Origin of the sequence: Amycolatopsis sp. NPDC006131, assembly GCF_040614175.1 — a bacterium.
GTDB lineage: Bacteria > Actinomycetota > Actinomycetes > Mycobacteriales > Pseudonocardiaceae > Amycolatopsis_E > Amycolatopsis_E tucumanensis.
Genome location: NZ_JBEXTX010000034.1, coordinates 39,699 through 58,465 on the forward strand (window position 1 = coordinate 39,699; position 18,767 = coordinate 58,465).

21 protein-coding genes are annotated in these 18,767 nt (G+C 72.7%); 11 read left to right on the forward strand and 10 right to left on the reverse strand.

Features of this window, described 5'->3' with window-relative positions:
- Positions 1–59: 59 nt before the first annotated feature.
- The 3 genes from ABZ215_RS19305 to ABZ215_RS19315 are packed head-to-tail and all read right to left on the reverse strand — an operon-like array spanning position 60 to position 3,496.
- Positions 60–911, reverse strand: a complete 852-nt coding sequence (locus tag ABZ215_RS19305) for an SDR family oxidoreductase (RefSeq protein ID WP_354950562.1) — start codon at positions 909–911, stop codon at positions 60–62.
- A gap of 11 nt (positions 912–922) precedes the next feature.
- The gene (locus ABZ215_RS19310) at positions 923–2,530 is read right to left on the reverse strand and encodes an FAD-dependent monooxygenase (protein ID WP_354950564.1); all 1,608 of its coding nucleotides are present in this window, start codon (positions 2,528–2,530) and stop codon (positions 923–925) included.
- A gap of 3 nt (positions 2,531–2,533) precedes the next feature.
- Complete coding sequence (locus ABZ215_RS19315) at positions 2,534–3,496, reverse strand: MBL fold metallo-hydrolase (protein WP_237337111.1); 963 nt, start codon at positions 3,494–3,496, stop codon at positions 2,534–2,536.
- A 135-nt stretch (positions 3,497–3,631) separates the two neighbouring features.
- Between ABZ215_RS19315 and ABZ215_RS19320 the strand changes: the two genes are divergently transcribed.
- Entirely contained in the window at positions 3,632–4,171 is a 540-nt protein-coding gene (locus tag ABZ215_RS19320) for a MarR family transcriptional regulator (RefSeq protein ID WP_020422132.1), read from the forward strand.
- Between the two features lie 72 nt (positions 4,172–4,243).
- On the opposite strand, the gene ABZ215_RS19325 is transcribed toward ABZ215_RS19320, so the two are convergent.
- The gene (locus ABZ215_RS19325; RefSeq protein ID WP_237337112.1) at positions 4,244–4,735 is read right to left on the reverse strand and encodes a glutathione peroxidase; all 492 of its coding nucleotides are present in this window, start codon (positions 4,733–4,735) and stop codon (positions 4,244–4,246) included.
- A gap of 101 nt (positions 4,736–4,836) precedes the next feature.
- Positions 4,837–5,052 (reverse strand): hypothetical protein, encoded by a 216-nt coding sequence (locus ABZ215_RS19330; protein ID WP_020422134.1) that lies wholly within the window; start codon positions 5,050–5,052, stop codon positions 4,837–4,839.
- A gap of 73 nt (positions 5,053–5,125) precedes the next feature.
- Between ABZ215_RS19330 and ABZ215_RS19335 the strand changes: the two genes are divergently transcribed.
- The 4 genes from ABZ215_RS19335 to ABZ215_RS19350 are packed head-to-tail and all read left to right on the forward strand — an operon-like array spanning position 5,126 to position 9,169.
- A complete protein-coding gene (locus ABZ215_RS19335; protein WP_020422135.1) occupies positions 5,126–5,686 on the forward strand; it encodes a hypothetical protein in 561 nt (186 codons plus the stop codon).
- 18 nt (positions 5,687–5,704) lie between these two features.
- The gene (locus tag ABZ215_RS19340; RefSeq protein WP_020422136.1) at positions 5,705–5,935 is read left to right on the forward strand and encodes a hypothetical protein; all 231 of its coding nucleotides are present in this window, start codon (positions 5,705–5,707) and stop codon (positions 5,933–5,935) included.
- Positions 5,928–7,232 (forward strand): NAD(P)/FAD-dependent oxidoreductase, encoded by a 1,305-nt coding sequence (locus ABZ215_RS19345; RefSeq protein WP_354950567.1) that lies wholly within the window; start codon positions 5,928–5,930, stop codon positions 7,230–7,232. The genes ABZ215_RS19340 and ABZ215_RS19345 overlap by 8 nt, the downstream gene beginning before the upstream one ends.
- Positions 7,233–7,234: 2 nt before the next feature.
- Complete coding sequence (locus ABZ215_RS19350) at positions 7,235–9,169, forward strand: aconitate hydratase (protein ID WP_354950569.1); 1,935 nt, start codon at positions 7,235–7,237, stop codon at positions 9,167–9,169.
- 128 nt (positions 9,170–9,297) lie between these two features.
- Here ABZ215_RS19350 and ABZ215_RS19355 read toward each other — a convergent pair whose 3' ends face one another.
- The gene (locus ABZ215_RS19355; RefSeq protein ID WP_354950571.1) at positions 9,298–10,170 is read right to left on the reverse strand and encodes an NIPSNAP family protein; all 873 of its coding nucleotides are present in this window, start codon (positions 10,168–10,170) and stop codon (positions 9,298–9,300) included.
- 176 nt (positions 10,171–10,346) lie between these two features.
- On the opposite strand from ABZ215_RS19355, the gene ABZ215_RS19360 reads away from it, so the two are divergent.
- From ABZ215_RS19360 to ABZ215_RS19370, 3 genes are read left to right on the forward strand one after another with little or no spacing between them, the layout of a single operon-like run.
- Positions 10,347–11,891, forward strand: a complete 1,545-nt coding sequence (locus ABZ215_RS19360) for an AbgT family transporter (protein WP_354950573.1) — start codon at positions 10,347–10,349, stop codon at positions 11,889–11,891.
- Positions 11,892–11,901: 10 nt separating this feature from the next.
- Positions 11,902–13,170 (forward strand): amidohydrolase, encoded by a 1,269-nt coding sequence (locus tag ABZ215_RS19365; RefSeq protein WP_354950575.1) that lies wholly within the window; start codon positions 11,902–11,904, stop codon positions 13,168–13,170.
- A gap of 57 nt (positions 13,171–13,227) precedes the next feature.
- Positions 13,228–13,503 (forward strand): hypothetical protein, encoded by a 276-nt coding sequence (locus ABZ215_RS19370; protein ID WP_020422142.1) that lies wholly within the window; start codon positions 13,228–13,230, stop codon positions 13,501–13,503.
- A gap of 9 nt (positions 13,504–13,512) precedes the next feature.
- Here the strand turns inward: ABZ215_RS19370 and ABZ215_RS19375 are convergent, their stop codons facing one another.
- A complete protein-coding gene (locus ABZ215_RS19375) occupies positions 13,513–13,965 on the reverse strand; it encodes a MarR family winged helix-turn-helix transcriptional regulator (RefSeq protein WP_020422143.1) in 453 nt (150 codons plus the stop codon).
- Between the two features lie 56 nt (positions 13,966–14,021).
- Here ABZ215_RS19375 and ABZ215_RS19380 point away from each other — a divergent pair, with 56 nt between their 5' ends.
- Positions 14,022–14,396 carry a hypothetical protein gene (locus ABZ215_RS19380; RefSeq protein WP_354950578.1) on the forward strand — a complete coding sequence of 125 codons (375 nt, stop codon included), beginning with the start codon at positions 14,022–14,024 and terminating at the stop codon, positions 14,394–14,396.
- On the opposite strand, the gene ABZ215_RS19385 is transcribed toward ABZ215_RS19380, so the two are convergent.
- Positions 14,393–14,527, reverse strand: coding sequence for a hypothetical protein (locus ABZ215_RS19385; RefSeq protein WP_020422145.1), 135 nt, complete (start codon positions 14,525–14,527; stop codon positions 14,393–14,395). The genes ABZ215_RS19380 and ABZ215_RS19385 overlap by 4 nt on opposite strands.
- 32 nt (positions 14,528–14,559) lie before the next feature.
- A complete protein-coding gene (locus ABZ215_RS19390; RefSeq protein ID WP_354950580.1) occupies positions 14,560–15,453 on the reverse strand; it encodes a LysR family transcriptional regulator in 894 nt (297 codons plus the stop codon).
- A 70-nt stretch (positions 15,454–15,523) separates the two neighbouring features.
- Between ABZ215_RS19390 and ABZ215_RS19395 the strand changes: the two genes are divergently transcribed.
- Positions 15,524–16,729: an MFS transporter gene (locus ABZ215_RS19395; RefSeq protein ID WP_020422147.1), complete on the forward strand. Its 1,206-nt coding sequence runs from the start codon at positions 15,524–15,526 to the stop codon at positions 16,727–16,729.
- On the opposite strand, the gene ABZ215_RS19400 is transcribed toward ABZ215_RS19395, so the two are convergent.
- On the reverse strand, positions 16,668–17,465 hold the full coding sequence (locus ABZ215_RS19400) for an isocitrate lyase/phosphoenolpyruvate mutase family protein (protein ID WP_354950582.1): 798 nt from the start codon (positions 17,463–17,465) through the stop codon (positions 16,668–16,670). The two genes, ABZ215_RS19395 and ABZ215_RS19400, sit on opposite strands and share 62 nt — an antisense overlap.
- Before the next feature lie 52 nt (positions 17,466–17,517).
- Between ABZ215_RS19400 and ABZ215_RS19405 the strand changes: the two genes are divergently transcribed.
- Complete coding sequence (locus tag ABZ215_RS19405; protein WP_354950584.1) at positions 17,518–18,141, forward strand: phospholipase; 624 nt, start codon at positions 17,518–17,520, stop codon at positions 18,139–18,141.
- Positions 18,142–18,767: the final 626 nt, after the last annotated feature.

Consider the following 18,767-nt stretch of genomic DNA (forward strand, 5'->3'; position numbering starts at 1 on the left):
GTCCGGGAGCGTGAAGGCCACCGTCAGCACGCTGAACGTCCCGCCGGTGGCCTCCCGCGTCACTTGAGGTGCGCCCACGCCTCCGGTTCGGCGGCGAGGAACTCGGCGAACGTCCACGGGCGCCGTCCCGTGACGTGTTCGACGGTGTGGCTGGTGACCGCCACCTCGCCGGTCGCGATGGCCGCGTAGGAGCCGACCCAGCCGTCGATCTCCCAGTCCTGCGCGCCCGCCCGCGACGCGCGCGCCTCGTCCAGCGTTTCGGCGTGGTAGGTGATCTTCCGCCCGCTCACCTCGCTCAGCAGCGCCGCGGTCTCGTGCAGGTCGATGGCTTCCGGGCCGGTCACGTCGTAGACCTGGTCGGCGTGCCCGTCGTCGAGCAGGCACTCGACGGCCAGCCGCGCCACGTCCTGCCGCGCCACCCACGCCAGCCGCCCGTCGGCGGACGGGCCGCGCAGCACCCCGTCGGACCCGACGAAGTGCGGCGCGACGTCCGCGTAGAGGGTGTTGCGCAGCGCCGTCAGCCGCAGCCCGGACTCGCGGATCAGCCGCTCGGTTTCGGCGTGCTCACGGGCGAAGGTGAACGTCGCCAGCGGGGCCGCGCCCAGGAAGGAGGTGTAGACGACGCGGTCGACCCCGGCCTCGGCGGCGGCCCGCACCGCGCTGCGGTGCAGGTCCATCCGCTCCGGGCCTTCGTGGCCGGACACCAGGAACAGCGTCGAGATCCCGGCCAGCGCGTCGCGGAACCCGGCGGTGTCGGCGTAGTCCGCCGCCACGACCTCGGCGCCCTCGGTCCTGGGCGCCCGCGCCGGGTCGCGCACGCACAACCGCTGCGGCACACCCCGTTCCGCGAGGAGCGCGGCGACCCGCGAACCCAGTTGCCCGGTGGCCCCGGTGACGGCGATCCTGCCCATGGTCCTCCCTCTCACGTGCCGGCACCGGGCAGGATACGTTCGGCGGCACGCTGCCCGAGGGCCCGGTTCACCGCCGTGGGCACCTCCGCCGCGTCGGTGAGGACGGCCGCCACGTAGGCGTCCGGGCGGATCACCCACACCTCGCCGGGCCGCGCGTTCAGCGCTTCGGCGAGCACGCCGGTCACGTCGATATCGGCCAGGCGCAGGATCCGCACCGGCGCCCCGGTGTCCACAGTGTCCCCGGGCGGGTCCAGGTCCGCACCGTCGGTGGTGAGCAGCAGGACGCCGTCGCGGGCCAGCTCGCGGAACCGGCCGCACGAGGAGCCGGTCACCGACACCGGCACGTCCGGCGCGAGGATCCCCGGGCCGGCCGGCGGCACCTCGCCGCGCGGCGGGCGCCCGGCGAACGGCCGCGCCGAAGCCGGTGTGGTCAGTGGCGAGTCCACGTACCAGAACGGTTCGGCCAGCCGCCCGGAGTCCACGTCCGCCCGCGCCGCCGGATCGGTGGCCGCCGCCTCCAGCACGGAGCGGCGCCGGTGGTGCTGCTCGTCGGTCTGCGGCACCAGGAAGTCCATCGTGGCGGTGGTGACGGCGATGTTCTCCAGCGCCGCCGCGTGCCGCTCGTCGTGGTAGGACTCCAGCAGCTCCTCGCCCGCCCAGCCGTGCAGGACGAACGCGAGCTTCCAGGCCGCGTTCTCGGCGTCGCCGACCCCCGAGTTGAGGCCGCGCGCGCCGAACGGCGACACCAGGTGCGCGCAGTCCCCGGCGAGCAGGACCCGGCCGACGCGCATCCGGTCGGCCACCCGCGAGTGGAAGCGGTACACCGACTTCCACACGATCTCGTAGGGCTGGTCGCCGATGATCGCGCGGATGCGGGCGTCCAGCGCGCCACTGGCCTCCTCGGCGGCGAGGTCGTAGTCGCCGGGGACCTGCCAGTCGATGCGGAACGTCGAGCCGGGGCACGGGTGGATCAGCACCTGGCGGCCGGGGTTCCACTCCGGGTCGAAGTAGAACCGCCGCTCCTGCGCCCAGCCGGGCATGTCCGCGCGGATGTCGCAGATGAGGAACCGGTCGTCGAAGGAGTGCCCGCTGAAGCCGACGCCGAGCATGCGGCGGATGTCGTCGCCGCGCGCCCCGGCGCAGGCCACGGCGTAGTCGGCCCGCACGTCGTCCCGGCCCTCGACGGTGAGCGTGACGCCGTCGTCGTCCTGGGCGATGCCGGTGACCCGGTGGCCCCACCGCACGTCGATCAGCGGCTCCGCGGCGATCCGCTCGTCCAGGATCTCCTCGGTGCGCGCCTGGGAGATGTTGACGAACGGCGGGAACGCGGAGCGGCCGGGGTCGGCCATGGAGTAGGCGAACAACTCGCGGTCTCGGTGGAAGGTGCGCGCGGTCGTCCAGGTGACGCCCTCGGCGGCGATCCGCCGCCCGGCGCCCACGGCCTCCCACACGTCGAGCACGTCACGCTGCTGGCAGATCGCCTTGGAACCGACCAGATCGCGTTCCGGCCGCCCGTCCAGCAGCAGCACCGGAACACCCCACCTGGCCAGCAGCAGCGCGGTCGTCTGGCCGACCGGGCCGTTGCCGATCACCGCCACTTTGCGGTCTGTCGTCGTCATCGCTCAGCCCTGCAGCTGGTCCCAGACCTCGCGGTCCCGCTGCGCGGTCCAGATGACCGGGCGTTCGATCCCGGACAGCTCGTCCCACAGGCGGGAGACGTCGAAGGGCAGGCAGTGCTCGAAGATCGGCCAGTGGCCGTACTGGGGCGCGAGCGCGGCGTGGGTGCGCTCGAAGGCCTCCTTGAGCGTGCCGCCGGCGCGCTGGACGGCGCCGACCTCGCGGATCATCACGTCGAGGAACCCGCGGGTCTGCTCGATCGCGGCGTCCACGGCGTCCCGGCCGCGGCTGACCGCGCCGCGGCCGCCGACCAGCGCCTCCGCGCCGAACGCCTTGACCCGGTCCAGCGTGCCCGAGGCCCAGTCGCGGTGGAAGGCGTCGCCGGTGTAGAGCGCCGCCTCGGCCTCCACCAGGTCGCCCGCGAACAGGATCTTCTGGCGCGGCAGCCACGCCACGATGTCGCCCTCGGTGTGCCCGCGGCCGCAGTACTGCAGCACGAGGTCGCCGCGGTCGCCGCCGAGGTCGATGGTGAGCCGGTCGGAGAAGGTGAGGGTGGGCCAGGTCAGGCCGGGCACCGACTCGGCGCCCTTGGCCAGCCGCGGCATGCGGCCGAACTCGCTCTCCCAGTCCTCCTTGCCGCGCTCGGCGACCAGGGCGCGGGTGTTCTCGTGCGCGACGATCACCTCGGCGTCGAACGCGGACGCGCCGAGCACGCGCACCGCGTGGTAGTGCGACAGCACGAGGTACCGGACGGGCTTGTCGGTGTGCTCGCGCAGCTTCGCGAGCCAGTCCCGGGCGGCGACGGGGGTGGCCAGCGCCTCGAAGCAGACGAGGAAGTCCTCCCCCTCGATGGCGCCGACGTTCGGGTCGCCCTCCGCGGTGAGCGCGTAGACCCCGTCCTCGAGCACCTCCAGGGTCTGCTCCTTCTCCGTCAGGTCGCCGGACGAGGCGAACGACTTCTGAGCCACCCCGCACCTCCTTTGATCAAAGCTTTGACTATTCGACGGACGTCAGGGTAACGCGGACCACTCCGCAAGGGAAGACTACTTCCGAATCAGGACGCTGTTCGGATGAGTGGGCGGGCAGCGCCTAGCCTGGGGCGCATGACCGCAGAACCGGCTGCCCCCGACGAGCTGGACTACCTGACGTTCGTGGACTACGCGATCGCGCGGACGACCGCCGAACTGCCGGCGGTCGACGCCACCGCGATGCGCCTCGGTCTGACGCTGCACCGCCTGACCAGCGCACTCGTGTACGACTGGGAGTCGACCGTGCACCGGCCGCGCGGGTGGAGCTGGGGCGGGTTCCGGGTCCTGTTCGCGCTGTGGCTGGCCGGCCCGATGGAGGCGAAGCGCGTCGCGCAGCTGTCCGGGATGAGCCGCGCTGCGGTGTCCGCCCTGGTCAACACGCTGGAGCGGGACGGGCTCGTGTCGCGCAAGCAGGCCGAGCACGACCGGCGCGCGGTGCTGCTGAACCTCACCGAGGCCGGCCACGAGGCGATCACCAGCGCCTACGAGGCCCACAACGCCCGCGAGCAGGCGTGGGCCAACGCGCTGACCAAGCCGGAGCAGACCATCCTGATCGGCCTGCTGGAGAAGCTCACGACGAGCCCCGCGGCGATGGACGCCAAGCGCCGGTTCTAGGAACTGGCCCCTTGGCGCCCGTGGCGCAGGTCACTAAGATGTCCCGCCGCGTTTGTCAAAGCTTTGACCGATTCAGGCGGCCGGGAGCACCGCTTCGATGGCCTCGACGACCTCCGGGGCCTCCGGGTCGGTCCGCGGCCGGAAGCGCGCCACGACCTTGCCGTCCGGGTCGACGAGGAACTTCTCGAAGTTCCACTGCACGTCCCCGCTCACGCCGTCGGCGTCCGGCGTCTCCACCAGCTCGGCGTACACCGGGTGCCTGCCGGGGCCGTTGACCTCGATCTTTTCGAACATGGGGAACGTGACGCCGTAGGTCGCCGAGCAGAACGTGGCGATCTCCTCGGCGCTGCCCGGCTCCTGGCCGGCGAACTGGTTGCACGGGAACCCGACGACGGAGAAACCCTTGTCCCCGTAGCGTTCCTGCAGCCGCTCCAGCGCGGCGTACTGCGGCGTCAGGCCGCACTTCGAGGCGACGTTCACGACGAGCAGGGCCTTGCGGCCCAGCCCGCCCAGCGTCGCGGTCTCACCGGCGAGCGTGCGCAGCTCGATGTCAGCCAGGGCCATGACAGATCCTCCGCGGTGGTCGGCAGCTACCACCTGTGGCAACGCCGGCCCGGCCGCGCCGTTCCCCTCCCGGCGGCGACCGTGACCAGCGTTACACCCGATCAGCCGAGCCGTTGCGCCGGAACCGGCGCGATCCCCTCCGCCGGCTTCAACCCGAGCGCGTCCAGCAGCAACGCGCAGTCCTCGGCGTTCGCCGCCGCGGACGCGACCGCGCGCACCGCGCGCCGTCGCTGCGCCGCGATCATCTCGGTGTCCTCGGCCGACGTGACCGGGACGTTGAAGTCGGCGACCTCCTGCAGGTGCTCTCGCATGTCCATCCCCTGTCCGCACGTGATCCGTGTAGGGCGGCGGCGCCCCGGGTAGCCAAGAGACCGGAGAAAGGAGCGGTTGATGAACTACTCCCCGGACCCGGTGCGTGCCGAGGGCCCGGCCGCCGTTACCGAAGGTACCCCGGACGGGCCGACCGTGCTGGTGCTCGATCCGACCGGCCTGGCCAAGCACGAGGGACTCCCCGCGACCTGGCGGGACAAGACGAGCCAGTGGCAGGTCGTGTGGTGCCGCCTGCCCTCCGACGGCGGGCTGACCCAGGCCGACGACCTCCTGTCCGACCCGCCCGCCGAGGCGGTGCACGTGGTAGCGAGCGGGCCGTTCGCCGACGGGGCGCTGCGGCTGGCGGAAAAGCACAGCGGCGCGCTGCGCTCGCTCCTGCTGGTCGACCCCGCCGCGGACCAGTTCGTGCCGCCGGGCGACGGCGAGATCGCCGACCGGCACTGGGAGGACGACCACCGGGAGCGGATCGACGCGCTCGCGAAGTCCGGTGTGCCGGTGCGGGTCGTCGCGCACAGCACCGGCGGCGCCGAGGACCGGATCCCCGCGCCGCTGCCGCTGGGCCACCCGGACGTGGTCGCGGGTGTCGAACGCGCGATCGCCGAACTCGAGAACACCCACTGACACGAGGAGGGAATCCGCGTGACCGAGCCCGACGAGGAGTCCGTGCGCGAGGCGCTGGAGCGGGAATCGCCGCTGCCGCCCGACCCCGAGGCGCCGGAGGCCGACGCGCTGGCGCAACGGCAGAACGTGCACGCTCCGCGGCAGACCGGCCTGGAGCCCGGGCTCCCGCCCGAGGCGGACCCCGGCGACGTCGCCGAGCAGCAGCGGGAAGTGGAGTTCGAGACGGACGAGGAGGCGCTGCGTGGCTGACCCCGCCCGGATCGTGATCATCGGCGGGGGTTACGTCGGCGCCACCACGGCCCGGCAGCTGCGCAAGCGGCTCACCGCCGAGGAAGCCCAGCTGACCGTGATCGACCCGCGGTCCTACATGACGTACCAGCCGTTCCTCGCCGAGGCCGCGGCCGGTTCCGTCGAGCCGCGGCACGTGGTCGTGCCGCTGCGCGAGGTGCTGCCCGGCTGCAAGGTGATGGCCGCGGAGGCGACCGGCGTGGACACCACGTCCAAGTCGGTCACGCTGCGCGTCGCCGACGGGCACGTCGAGCAGCTCGGCTACGACGTCCTCGTGGTGGCGCCCGGCTCGGTGTCCAAGACGCTGCCGATTCCCGGCCTGGCCGAGCACGGCATCGGCTTCAAGACCCTGGAGGAGGCCGTCTACCTGCGCAACCACGTGCTGTCCCGGCTCGACCTGGCAGCCAGCACGATGGACCGGGAGTTGCGGCGCAAGCTGCTGACGTTCGTGTTCGTCGGTGGCGGCTACGCGGGCATCGAGGCGATGGCGGAGCTGGAGGACATGACCCGCCACGCGCTGAAGGACTACGGCATCGACCGCTCCGAGCTGCGGTGGGTGCTGGTCGAGGCGGCCGACCGGATCATGCCGGAGGTCAGCTCGTCGCTGGCGAGCTACACCCTCGACGTGCTGACCAAGCGCGGTTTCGAGGTGCACCTGGGCACGACGCTCAAGTCGTGCGAGGACTGCCACGTCGTGCTGGGTGACGACACCGAGTTCGACGCCGACACGATCGTCTGGACCGCGGGCGTCAAGCCGAGCCCGATGCTCGCCGACACCGACCTGCCGCTGAACCCGCGCGGCCGGGTGTGCTGCGCGACGACGCTGGAGGTGGACGGCGCGCCGGGCGTGTTCTCGGCCGGTGACGCCGCCGCGGTGCCGGACGTGACCAGCAAGGAGCCGGGCGCGGTGTGCGCGCCGTCGGCGCAGCACGCGTCGCGGCAGGCGGTCGTGCTGGCGAAGAACATCGTCGCGACCCTGCGCGGCGGGCCGTTGGAGGGGTACCGGCACTCCTACGCGGGGTCGGTCGCGAGCCTGGGCCTGTACCAGGGTGTCGCGCAGATCTACGGCGTGAAGCTGCGTGGCTGGCCGGCGTGGGCGCTGCACCGCGCGTACCACCTGATGACCATGCCGACCGCGCACCGCAAGACGCGGATCGCCGCGGACTGGCTGATCTCGCTGCCGTTCCGGCGCCAGGTCGTCGCGACCGGCGAGCAGCACCACCCGCGGGAGCAGTTCGTGCGAGCCAGCCAGAGGTAGCTGTGGGTTTCCCGGTCGCCCGCAAGCTGATCGACAGCCACCTGGTGTCGGGTGAGCCCGTGCCGGGGCGCGAGATCGGCCTGCGGGTCGACCAGACCCTGACCCAGGACGCCACCGGCACGCTGGTGATGCAGGAGCTGGAGGCGCTGGGGCTGGACCGGGCGCGCACCGAGGTGAGCGTCCAGTACGTGGACCACAACCTGCTGCAGGCGGACGAGAAGAACGCCGAGGACCACGCGTTCCTGCGGTCGGCGTGCCGGCGGTTCGGGTTGTGGTTTTCGAAGCCGGGCAACGGGGTTTCGCACCCCACGCACATGGCGCGGTTCGGGTTGCCGGGCCGGACGATGGTCGGGTCCGACTCGCACACGTGCGCCGCGGGGTCGCTCGGCATGCTCGCGATCGGGGTCGGCGGGCTGGAGGTCGCGATGGCGATCGCCGGGGAGCCGCTGTACCTGCGGATGCCGGAGATCTGGGGCGTGCGGCTGACCGGCGAGCTGCCGGAGTGGGTGTCGGCCAAGGACGTGATCCTGGAGATGCTGCGCCGACACGGCGTCAAGGGCGGGCTGAACCGGATCGTGGAGTACCACGGTCCGGGGCTGGCGTCGTTGTCGGCGATGGACCGGCACGTCATCGCGAACATGGGCGCGGAACTCGGCGCCACGACGACGGTCCTCCCGGCGGACGAGGCGGTGTTCGAGTTCCTGCGGGCGCAGGACCGGGCTGCGGATTTCGAGGAGCTCGTCGCCGATCCGGACGCGGTGTACGACGTCGCGGAGGAAATCGACCTGTCGGCGCTGGAGCCGCTGATCGCGTGCCCGTCGTCGCCGGACAACGTGGTGCCGGTGCGGGAGGTGGCGGGCACCGAGGTGCGGCAGGTGGTGATCGGCTCGTCGGCCAACCCGGGGCTGCGGGACTTCGCGGTGGCGGCGGCGATGGTGCGCGGGCGGCAGACGCACGACGCGGTGAGCTTCGACGTGAACCCCACGTCGCGGGAGATCCTCACCGACCTGACCAAGATGGGCGCGACGCTCGACCTGGTGTCCGCGGGCGCGCGGCTGCACCAGGCGGGGTGCCTGGGGTGCATCGGGATGGGGCAGGCGCCGGCGGCCGGCCACAATTCGTTGCGCACGTTCCCGCGGAACTTCCCAGGCCGGTCCGGGACGCGGGAGGACCGGGTGTGGCTGTGCTCGCCGGAGACCGCGACGGCGGCAGCGCTGACCGGGGTGATCACCGATCCGCGTGAGCTGAGCATGGGTTACCCGTCGGTGGTGCTGCCCGAGCGGGCGACGGTCAACACGGCGATGCTGGTGCCGCCGCTCCCGCCGGAGCGGGCCGCGCGCGAGGAACTGGTCAAGGGGCCGAACATCTCGTCGCTGCCGGACTTCCCGCCCCTGCCGGACGACATCGAGGCCATCGTGCTGCTGAAGGTGGGCGACAACATCTCGACGGACGAGATCTCCCCGGCCGGCGCGGCGGCCCTGCCGTTCCGCTCGAACATCCCGAAGCTGGCCAACTTCACGTTCACCCGCGTCGACGAGACGTACCCGTCGCGGGCGCGCGAGACCGAGGGCGGGCACTTCGTCGTCGGCGGGGACAACTACGGGCAGGGCTCGTCGCGGGAGCACGCCGCCATCACGCCACGGCACCTCGGCCTGCACGCGGTGATCGCCAAGTCGTTCGCGCGGATCCACTGGCAGAACGTCGCCAACTTCGGGATCCTCGCGCTGGAGTTCACCGATCCGGCGGACTACGACCGCATCGAGCAGGGACACGTGCTGGCGCTGCGCGGGTTGCGCGCGCAGTTGCCCGAAGGCGAGGAGATCACGGCGACCGACACGACCACGGGGGTGGACATCCCGCTGCGGCACCGGCTCTCCCCGAGGCAGGTGGAGGCCGTCCTGGAGGGCGGCCGAATCCCCCTCCTCGCCCGAGGCTGAACCTGGCCTGCGCGGGCCGCCCAACCACGGCAGCCGCGTGAGCCCCTCTCGCGACGAGGCCTCCTGGGTTGGAGCTTGGTTTCAGTTGTCAAAATCCAGGTTCTGCACCTCCCTTGTGGACAGTCAGTTCATCGCAGCCAGGAACGTGGCGTCGGCGCCAGGCGGAGCCGCTGGGGTGGCCGCCGCGCGGCCGGGAGCAGCTCCGCTGGGGCCGGGGATCTGCTCAGCCAGACGAACACCTGCTCGCCCTCGCGGACCGGCAGGCGCGGATAGTCGTTGCGCTGCACGGAAGTCCGGAAGGACGCCAGCGGTGGCGCGCCCGCTTCGGTGAGCGCGGGCAGCAGTTCGCGCTGGAAGAACGCCGGAAACGCGCCAGGATCGTCCGGGTGGCAGATCACGATCTCGAACCCCGCGGCACCGCCCCCACCCGCACCAGCGGCCGACGATCCACGAGCCACGCCGAGTTCACCGCTCACCGGACCCGGCGGCGAACCACCAGCCACGCCGGATCCACCACTCACCGGCCCCGGCGGCGAACCACCAGCCACCGCAGGGCCACCAGTCACCGGGACCGGCGGCGAATTACCGGCCGCACCGAGGTCACCGCCCACCGGGACCGGCCGCGAAACACCAACCACGCCAAGGCCACCACTCACCGAGACCGGCGGCGAACCCCCAGCCGCGCCAAGATCCCCGCTCACCGGGGCCAGCAGCAGCACGTCGTCGGAATCGACCATCGTCGCGTTGGCGGCTTCGCGGTGTGCCAGCCACGCGGGATGTCGGTCGTAGAACGCGGCCAGCGACTCGGCTCTCCGCGAGGCGTCCGGGAAGCCGCGGATCCACACGAAGCGGTCCGGGTCGTCCAGGTCGTGGAACTGGCCGTACACCCGCATGCCCACCTCGGCCTGCGACTCCACGAACTCGCGGTCGAACAACGCCACCAACTCGTCGCGCCGTCCCGGATGCAGCGTGTACTGCCGGAGCTCGAACAGCTCGGTCATCGGGTCCCCCTCGTCGTGATCCAACCGGCACGCCGAGGCTAGCGACCACCACCGACAATTCCGGGTCGCGACGGGTTGCCATCGTCCGGTTCACTTCACCTGTCCGAAAAACTCCGACATCCCGCCGACACCGTCGGCTGCCATCCTGAGCCCGGAAACGATCGAGGAGGCAGCGGTTGAGCACCACCCCAGCGCAGGCACGGCGATCCCCCGCCGAACGGGTTCTCGCCTTCGTCGAACGGGTCGGCAACCGGCTGCCGGACCCGTTCTTCCTGTTCGTCTACCTGTTCGCCGCACTCGCGGTGATCACCACCGTCGTCGCGGCCTGCCACGTCACCGTCACCGTTCCGGGCACGGCGCAACCGGTGGCGGTCAAGGGCCTGTTCACCGGCGAGGGCGTGCGGTTCCTGCTGAGCAAGTTCGTCGACAACTTCGTCACCTTCCCGCCGCTGGGCAACGTGCTGGTGATGCTGCTGGCCGTGGGGCTGGCCGAACGTGCCGGCCTGCTCGAAGCCGCCGTGCGCGCCGTCTTCTCGCGCGCCCCGCGCTGGCTGCTGCCGTTCGCGGTGTCGCTGGTGTCGTTCCAGGCGCACGTCATGGCGGACGCGGGCATCATCGTCATCCCGCCGCTGGCCGCGCTCGTGTTCCGCGCGGCCGGGCGGCATCCGGTGGCCGGCGCGATCGGCGGTTTCGCCTGCGTCACCGGCGGTTACGGCGCCGGGACGCTGCTCGGCAGCTACGACGCGCTGCTGTCCGGGCTCACCCAGAAGGCGGTGACCGTCGTCCCGGTCGCGGTGCAGCCGCAGGTCACGATGGCGATGAACTGGTTCTTCACCGCCGCGGCCGGGCTGATCCTGCCGTTCCTCGGCGCATGGCTCATCGCCCGCGTGCTGGAGCCCCGGCTCAGCCCCTACACGCCGCCCGATGGCGCGGAGGAGGAGACGAGCGCGGCGCTGACGACGGTGCAGCGCAAGGGTTTGCGGCGCGCCGCGATCGTGCTCGCGGTCTACGTGGCGGTGGTCGCCGTGGCGTGGTTGCTGCCGGGCAGCCCGCTGCGCGGCGAGAACGGCTCGCTGATCAACTCGCCGCTGCTCACCGGGCTGGTCCTGGTGCTGTTCCTGGCGTTCGCGATCACCGGCATCACCTACGGGATCACGACCGGCACCATCACCAAGCCCGGCGACGTTCCGTCGATGATGGCCGAGGCCGTCAAGGACATGGCGGGCTACATCGTGCTGATCCTCGCGATCTCGCAGTTCATCGCCGTGTTCACGTGGAGCAACCTGGGCACCCTGCTGGCCGTGCGCAGCGCGGAGTTCCTGCAGTCGGTGCACCTGACCGGGTTCGCCGGGATCCTCGCGTTCGTGGTGCTGGTGTCGGTGCTGAACCTGTTCATCACGTCCGGCTCGGCGCTGTGGTCGCTCGTCGCGCCGGTGTTCGTGCCCGCGTTCATGCTGCTCGGTTACGACCCGGGGTTCGTGCAGGCCGCCTACCGCATCGGCGACTCCGCCACGCAGATCATCACCCCGCTCAGCCCGTACCTGTTCGTGTTGCTGACCGTGCTGCGCCGCTACGAGCCGGACCTCCGCCTCGGCACGCTGATCGCCAGGACGTCGATCTTCGTGATCCCGTTCTGGGTGGTGTGGGTGGCGTTGCTGGCCGTGTTCTACTTCGGGGACATCCCGTTCGGGCCGGGGGTGCACGTGCACCTGCCGCGTTGAGAGGAGCCTGATGGATCTGGTCGCCCTGCGCCGGGACGTGCACGCGCACCCCGAACCCGCCTTCTGCGAGGTGCGGACGGCGGCGACGGTCCTCGCGCACCTGCGGGAACTCCCGGTGGAGGTGCGGACCGGTGTCGCGGCGATGCGGCGCGAGGGCGTGCCCGCGTACCCGGACGAGGCCACGCTCCACGACTTCGCCGACCGGGCGGTCGCGTCGGGCGCGGACGCCGCGGACGTGCGGCGGTTCGCCACCGAGGGCACGGCGATCGTCGCCGACCTCGCCGGCCGCCGCCCCGGCCCGGTCTGGGCGCTGCGGTTCGACATGGACGCGCTGCCGGTCACCGAGGCCGACGACCCCGCGCACGCGCCCGCTGCGAACGGATTCCGCTCGCGGTACGAGGGGTTCATGCACGCCTGCGGGCACGACGGGCACGTGGCGATCGGGCTGGCGCTGGCGCGGCGGCTGGCCGACCGCGACTTCCCCGGCACGGTGCGGTTCCTGTTCCAGCCCGCCGAGGAGGGCGGCCGGGGCGCCCGCGCGATGCTCGCCGCGGACGCCGTCGCCGGGGTCGACCGCTTCCTGGCCGTGCACCTCGGCCTCGACCTGCCCGCGACGACCGTGGCGGCCGGGATCACCGGCATCTTCGCGACGACGAAGATGCGCGCCCGGTTCACCGGAGTCGCCTCGCACGCGGCGGCGGCGCCCGAGGACGGCCGCAACGCGCTGCTCGCCGCCGCGACCGCCGTGCTCGGCATCCACGGCCTGCCACGGTTTTCCGCCGCCGACACGCGGGTCAACGTCGGCACCCTGCATGCCGGGGGCAACGTCAACATCGTGCCCGCGGTGGCGGAGCTGACCTGCGAGGCGCGGTCGAAGGACGGCGCGGTGAACGCGGACCTCACCGAGCGGATCAAGCAGGTCCTGTGTGGAGCCGCGCAGGCGCAGGGCGTGGCGGTGGAGATCGAGGAGACCGGCGGCTCGACGTCGCTGAACTGCGACGACGAACTGCTGGACGCGGTGCTCGCGGCGGCCGCCGCGACCGGGCACGGCGAGCGGACGCTGCGGACGCACGAGATGGGCGGCAGCGACGACGCCAGCCTGTTCGCCGAGGCCGTGCAGCGCGCGGGCGGTCTCGCGACCTACACGGTGGTCGGTGGCGGCAACCCGGCGCCGCACCACAACCCGTACTTCGACGTGGACGAGGCGGCGTTGCCCGTCGCGGTCGACGTGCTGGAAGCTCTGGTGCGCCAGGTCACACGTACGGATGACAATACGTAGCCGACTCGGTGGTTCGGCTGATGTGTGCTCGTCTCGCCGAGGGGCACCCTTTGTGGTATGACCGCGCAAGACATGCAGGCCCTGGCCGACACGGCCGCCGGGCTCATCCTGTTCCACAACGGCTTGTGGGGAGCGCCCACGTGCTACATGTGGGCCGGCCCCGACGGCGCCGCGGCAGGGCGCGTCCCGCCGTGGGAGTGCGAAGCGCTCGACCGGCTCCGCTGGCGCAAGCTGATCTCCGCGCCGTCCGGCTCGGGAGTCGAGGACGTGCCCGTCGTGCCCACCGAGGCCGGGCTCGCCGCGCTGCGGGCGCAGCGGGCACACGCCGCCTGAAGATCGCGGTCAGCGCACCAGCGCGCTGAAGTCCTCCGTGAACCGGGCCAGCAGCTTCGCGAGCGTGGCCCGGTCGTCCGGATCCCACCCTTCCGTCACCTCGGCCACGACCCGGGCGCGGAACGCCTGGATCTCCTCGATCGCCCGCCGGCCGTCGGCCGTGGGTTCCAGCAGTGACCGGCGGCCGTCGGCCTGATCGGCGCATCGGCGCACCAGTCCCGCTTCCAGAGCTTGCGCGGTCAAGCGGCTCGCGCGGGGCTGATCGATCCCGAGCGCGGCGGCGGCCTCGGTGACCGTCGGCGGCCGATCGGCCGCCGCGACGACGTCCAGCAGCTCGTACACGGCGTCCGGAACCGGGCTGGTCCTCCCCCGCTCACGCGACAAGCGGCCCAGCGCGCGGCGCGACTGCGCCCGGCGCAGGGTGGCCAGCGCGCGGGCGATCGAATCGGCGTTGCGGTCCATCCCCGTCCTCATCCATACTCGAAGACAACTACATGTCATTTTACATAGGAGTTGTCGTGGACCCGCTCGACAAGCCGATCGGTTTCTGGCTCAAGCACCTGCACAACCTGCTGGAGGACGGCCTCACCCGGGCGCTCGCCGACCATGGCCTCACGCGGCGGCACTGGCAGGCGCTCAACACCTCACGCCACGGCGAGGAGGCGCTCGAGGTGTTCGACGGCGCCCCGGAGGCGCGGGCCGATCTGGTGGCCCGCGGCTGGATCACCGCGGACGGCACGCTCACCGACGAGGGCCGCGCGGCGCGGACCGAGATCGCCGAGCGGGTGCGGCGCTTCCGCGAGCTGTCCGTCGCCGGGCTGACGGAGGACCAGTACGCGGATGCTGTGCGGGTTCTGGCGACTATGGCGGCCAATCTCGAGGGTGCGCGTTAGGTCTCCAGCTCCGCGTGCACCTCCCGCAACAAGGCCGCCGCCGCGGGGGACAGTGGTCGCGCCGTCGCGTGGATCAGCGATACCGACCACCGCAGCGGCTCGACCAGCGGCGCCCGGCACGGCCGAACCACGCGACGATGGCGGGGAACCTGGACGCTGCGCGCTAGATCTCCAACTCCGCGTGCACCTCCCGCAGCAAAGCCGCCGCCGCGGGGGACAGCGGTCGCGCCGTCGCGTGGATCAGCGATACCGACCAGCGCAGCGGCTCGGCCAGCGGCACCTGCACCACGCCCGCCATGTCCCCCGCGGCACCTGAGGGCAGGAAACCGATCCCGAGTCCCTGGCAGATCAGGGCCCGCGCGGTGCCGTAGTCCGACACCTCCAGCGGCACCTGCCTGCTCAGCCCAGCCCCGGCGAAGGCGCGGTCCACCAGCGTCCGGTTCCCCCACCCCACCGGGAAGTCCACGAAGGACTCCTCCGCCAGCTCGGCGAGCGTCACCCCGCTCCGGCTCGCCAGCGGGTGGTCCGGCCCGGCCAGCAGGCTCAGGTCCTCCTCCGTCACGATCTCGTGCGCCAGCCCCGCCGGCACCTTGCCCGCCAGGGACGCCAGCGCCAGGTCCATCCGCCCGTCGAGCACCGCCCGCACGTGTCCCGCCGAGCCCGACGGCGAGTACTGCAACCGCACGGCCGCGTGCGGGTGCCGTCGCGAGAACCGGCCCAGCAGCCGCGGCACGTTGACCCGCCCGGTCGACAGGAGGGTGCCCATCGTGACCGCACCCCGGACCTCGCCGCTGGCTCCCGCCGCGGCCTGCGCCGCCGCGCGCGCCGCTGCCAGGGCGGTCCGCGCCTCGGGCAGCATCGCCGCGCCGGCGGCGGTCAGCGCGACCCGGCGGCTGTCCCGGTCGAACAGCTCGGCCCCGACCTCCCTCTCCAGCGCCCGGATCGCCGTCGAGACCGCCGACTGCACGACCCGCAACCGCTGCGACGCGCGCGTGAAGCTCAGCTCCTCGGCGACCGCCACGAAGTACGACAGCTGACGCAGTTCCACGACATCCATCTAACACCGAGATAGCTGCCAGCGAAAACATTCGTTGGACGAGATGAGCAAACGGGCGCACTCTGGGGTCGTGATCATCGAGACCCTTCCCCCGCGCACCACGTCCCGCCGTCACGGCGCGGGCTTCTGGCTCGTCGCCTACACCTTCGCGGTGACCATGGGGTTCTCCGCCGCCCCGGCCCCGCTCTACGTGCTCTACCAGGCCAAGGACGGGTTCGGCCCGTTCACCGTCACCCTCGTCTTCGCCGCGTACGCGCTGGGCGTGATCGCCAGCCTGTTCGTCGCCGGGCACGTGTCCGACTGGGTGGGCCGTCGGCGCGTGCTGGTGCCCGCGGTCCTGGTCAACGTGCTCGCCGGGGTCGTGTTCCTGGCCTGGTCGGCGGTGCCCGCGCTGCTCGCGGCGCGGTTCCTGTCCGGCATCAGCATCGGCCTGCTCACCGCGACCGCCACCGCGCACCTGACCGAACTGCACCTCGCGGCGCGGCCGGGCGCTTCGCGGACCCGGGCGGACGTCGTGGCGACCGCGGCGAACCTCGGCGGCATCGGCCTCGGCCCGCTCGTCGCCGGGCTGCTGGCCGAGTACGCCGGCGACCCGCTGCACGTGCCGTACCTGGTGTTCCAGGTGCTGATGCTGATCGGCGCGCTCGCGGTGACGCTGGCGCCGGAGACGGTGACCTCCACGCGCGTGCGCTACCACCCGCAGCGGGTGTCGGTGCCGCCGCACGCCCGCGCCCGCTACCTGGCGGCCGGGGCGGCCGCGCTCGCCGAGTTCGCCGTGTTCGGCATGTTCACCTCGCTCGCACCTGGGTTCCTGGCGAACACGCTGCACCAGCACTCGCACGCGCTGGCCGGGGCGAGCGTGTTCGCGGTGTTCGGGGCCGCGGCGGTCGCGCAGATCGTGCTGGCGCGGACGGCGCTGCGGCGGTTGCTCGCCACCGGGCTCGGCCTGCTCACGGCGGGCCTGGTGCTGGTGACGGTCGCGGTGTGGCTGCCCAGCCTCGCGCTGTTCCTGCTCGGCGCGGCGCTCGCGGGCGCCGGAGCGGGCGCCGGCTTCAAGGCCAGCGTCGGGATCGTGCTCGGCCTGGCCCCGGCGGAGAACCGCGGCGAGGCGCTGTCCGGGCTGTTCCTGGCCGCCTACGCCGGGCTCGCGGTGCCGGTGCTCGCGCTCGGGGTGGCCACGCAGGTGGTGGACGCGCGGATCGCGCTGGCCGGGTTCACCGTGGCGCTGCTGGCGATCCTGGCCACCGTGGTGCGGCGGCTGTTCCGGGCGAGCTGAGCGCCTGCACGTCCGCATAGGACGGAACCGGCGAGATGGCACCGTCCGCCGCGACCGTGTCGACCGTGCGGACGACGGCCTCCAGCGCGGCCCGGAACAGCAGCGAGCCGCAGCTGACCCGCCGGACACCGAGCTCGGCGAGCCGCCGCAGGGGCGGGCCCGCCAGGACGTTCACCGGGACGTCGACCGCCGCGACCACCGCGGCGATCGTCGTCTCGTCCGTCAGTCCGGGCACGAACACCCCGTCGGCTCCGGCGTCCCGGTAGGCGCGGACACGGGCGACCGGGTCCTCGCCGGTGCCGAGCCAGTGCGTGTCGGTGCGGGCGTTGACGAACAGGCCGGGCGCGGCGTCCTTGAGCGCGGCGATCAGTCGCTGCTGGTGCGCCGGCTCGGCGAGGCGCCCGCCGTCGCGGCCGTCCTCGATGTTCACCCCGGCCACGCCGAGCGAGGCGAGTTCCGCGCCGAGGGCGGCGACCTCGCCGGGGTCGTCCGAGAAGCCGCCTTCGATGTCGACGGTGACGTAGCAGGGCAGCCGGGTCAGCCTGCGGGCGAGGGCGACGGTCTCGTCCTTGGTCGCCCCGGTCCCGTCGGGCAGGCCCGCCGCGGCGGCGACGCCCAGGCTGGTGGTGCCGATGGCCGCGAAGCCTTCGGCGACGAGGACGGCCGCGGACGCGTAGTCCCAGGCGTTGGGCAGCAGCAGGGGTTTCCCGGTCCGGTGCAGCTCGGCGAAGGTCATGCCGGAACGCTAACGCCGGGAATTGTCGGTGGTGGCCGATACGATCCGTGCTGTGAGCAACCCGCACCTGGAACCGGACCCGGTCTTCGCGGGCGCGCCCCTGGACAGGGCCCGGCGCGCCGCGCTCGTCGTGCACGGGCGGGGTCAGACGCCGGACTACATGCTCGCGATCCTCGACCGGGTCGCGGTGCCGGACATCGCATACGTGCTGCCACGGGCGGCGGGGCAGACGTGGTACCCGGTGGGGTTCATGCAGCCGCTCGCGGTGAACCAGCCGTGGGCGGACCACGCGCTGGACGCGATGGCGGCGTTCCTGGCGCGCATCGCGGAAGCCGGGATCGGGGCGGAGGACGTGTTCCTGGTCGGGTTCTCGCAGGGGGCGTGCCTGTTGTCGGAACTGCTGGTGCGCTCGCCGCGGCGGTACGCCGGGGCGGCGCTGCTGACCGGCGGGTACCTGGGGCCGGAGGAGCGCGCGCCGGCGGGGTCGCTGGCGGGCACGCCGGTGTTCGCGGGCACGAGCCGCTACGACGAGTGGGTGCCGCTGGAGCGGGCGGTGTCCACGGCGAGACTGCTGGAGCGGATGGGAGCCGCGGTGACACTGCGCGTCTACGAGGACCGCGAGCACCTGGTGAACGACGACGAGATCGCGGAGGTGCGGAAGCTGCTGACGAGCTGAGGTCCGCCCGCCGCGGTGATCCACCGGGTCACTCGCGCCCAGGCGGCCGGGACAGGCCGCGACGCTTGGGGGACGACCGCAGCCAGGCGGGCGGGACACACCGCGGCACCCAAGGAACGACCGCAGCCAGACGGGCGGGACACACCGCGGCACCCAAGGAACGACCGCAGCCATACGGGCGGGACACACCGCGGCACCCAAGGAACGACCGCAGCCATACGGGCGGGACACACCGCGGCACCCAAGGGACGATCGCGGTTCCAGGCCAAGATCGGTCCGGTACGGCGGCTCGGTGGCGACACACGGGCGGCGATACCTCACCGCGCAATCGGTTCCCGCGGAAACACCCTCGCCCCACCCGGAGAACCACACGCCCGGCCGATCCCCCGCGCCGCCGCCTGGACCAGTGGCGCCAGCGCCGCCGGCTGGGCACCATCGGCGTGCACCACCAACGACACGGCCGCCATCACCGCACCCGAACCATCCCAAACCGCACAGCGATACCTCACCGCGCGACACGCGGGCGGCGAAACCTCACCGCGCAATCGGTTCCCGCGGAAACACCCTCGCCCCACCCGGAGAACCACACGCCCGGCCGATCCCCCGCGCCGCCGCCTGGACCAGTG

Bases quoted from the DNA above. Each gene is read 5' to 3' on its own strand.
- ABZ215_RS19305 (WP_354950562.1), bottom strand. From the start codon at position 911: ATGGGCAGGATCGCCGTCACCGGGGCCACCGGGCAACTGGGTTCGCGG.
- ABZ215_RS19310 (WP_354950564.1), bottom strand. From the start codon at position 2,530: ATGACGACGACAGACCGCAAAGTGGCGGTGATCGGCAACGGCCCGGTC.
- ABZ215_RS19320 (WP_020422132.1), top strand. From the start codon at position 3,632: ATGACCGCAGAACCGGCTGCCCCCGACGAGCTGGACTACCTGACGTTC.
- ABZ215_RS19325 (WP_237337112.1), bottom strand. From the start codon at position 4,735: ATGGCCCTGGCTGACATCGAGCTGCGCACGCTCGCCGGTGAGACCGCG.
- ABZ215_RS19330 (WP_020422134.1), bottom strand. From the start codon at position 5,052: ATGGACATGCGAGAGCACCTGCAGGAGGTCGCCGACTTCAACGTCCCG.
- ABZ215_RS19335 (WP_020422135.1), top strand. From the start codon at position 5,126: ATGAACTACTCCCCGGACCCGGTGCGTGCCGAGGGCCCGGCCGCCGTT.
- ABZ215_RS19355 (WP_354950571.1), bottom strand. From the start codon at position 10,170: ATGACCGAGCTGTTCGAGCTCCGGCAGTACACGCTGCATCCGGGACGG.
- ABZ215_RS19365 (WP_354950575.1), top strand. From the start codon at position 11,902: ATGGATCTGGTCGCCCTGCGCCGGGACGTGCACGCGCACCCCGAACCC.
- ABZ215_RS19370 (WP_020422142.1), top strand. From the start codon at position 13,228: ATGACCGCGCAAGACATGCAGGCCCTGGCCGACACGGCCGCCGGGCTC.
- ABZ215_RS19375 (WP_020422143.1), bottom strand. From the start codon at position 13,965: ATGGACCGCAACGCCGATTCGATCGCCCGCGCGCTGGCCACCCTGCGC.
- ABZ215_RS19390 (WP_354950580.1), bottom strand. From the start codon at position 15,453: ATGGATGTCGTGGAACTGCGTCAGCTGTCGTACTTCGTGGCGGTCGCC.
- ABZ215_RS19400 (WP_354950582.1), bottom strand. From the start codon at position 17,465: ATGACCTTCGCCGAGCTGCACCGGACCGGGAAACCCCTGCTGCTGCCC.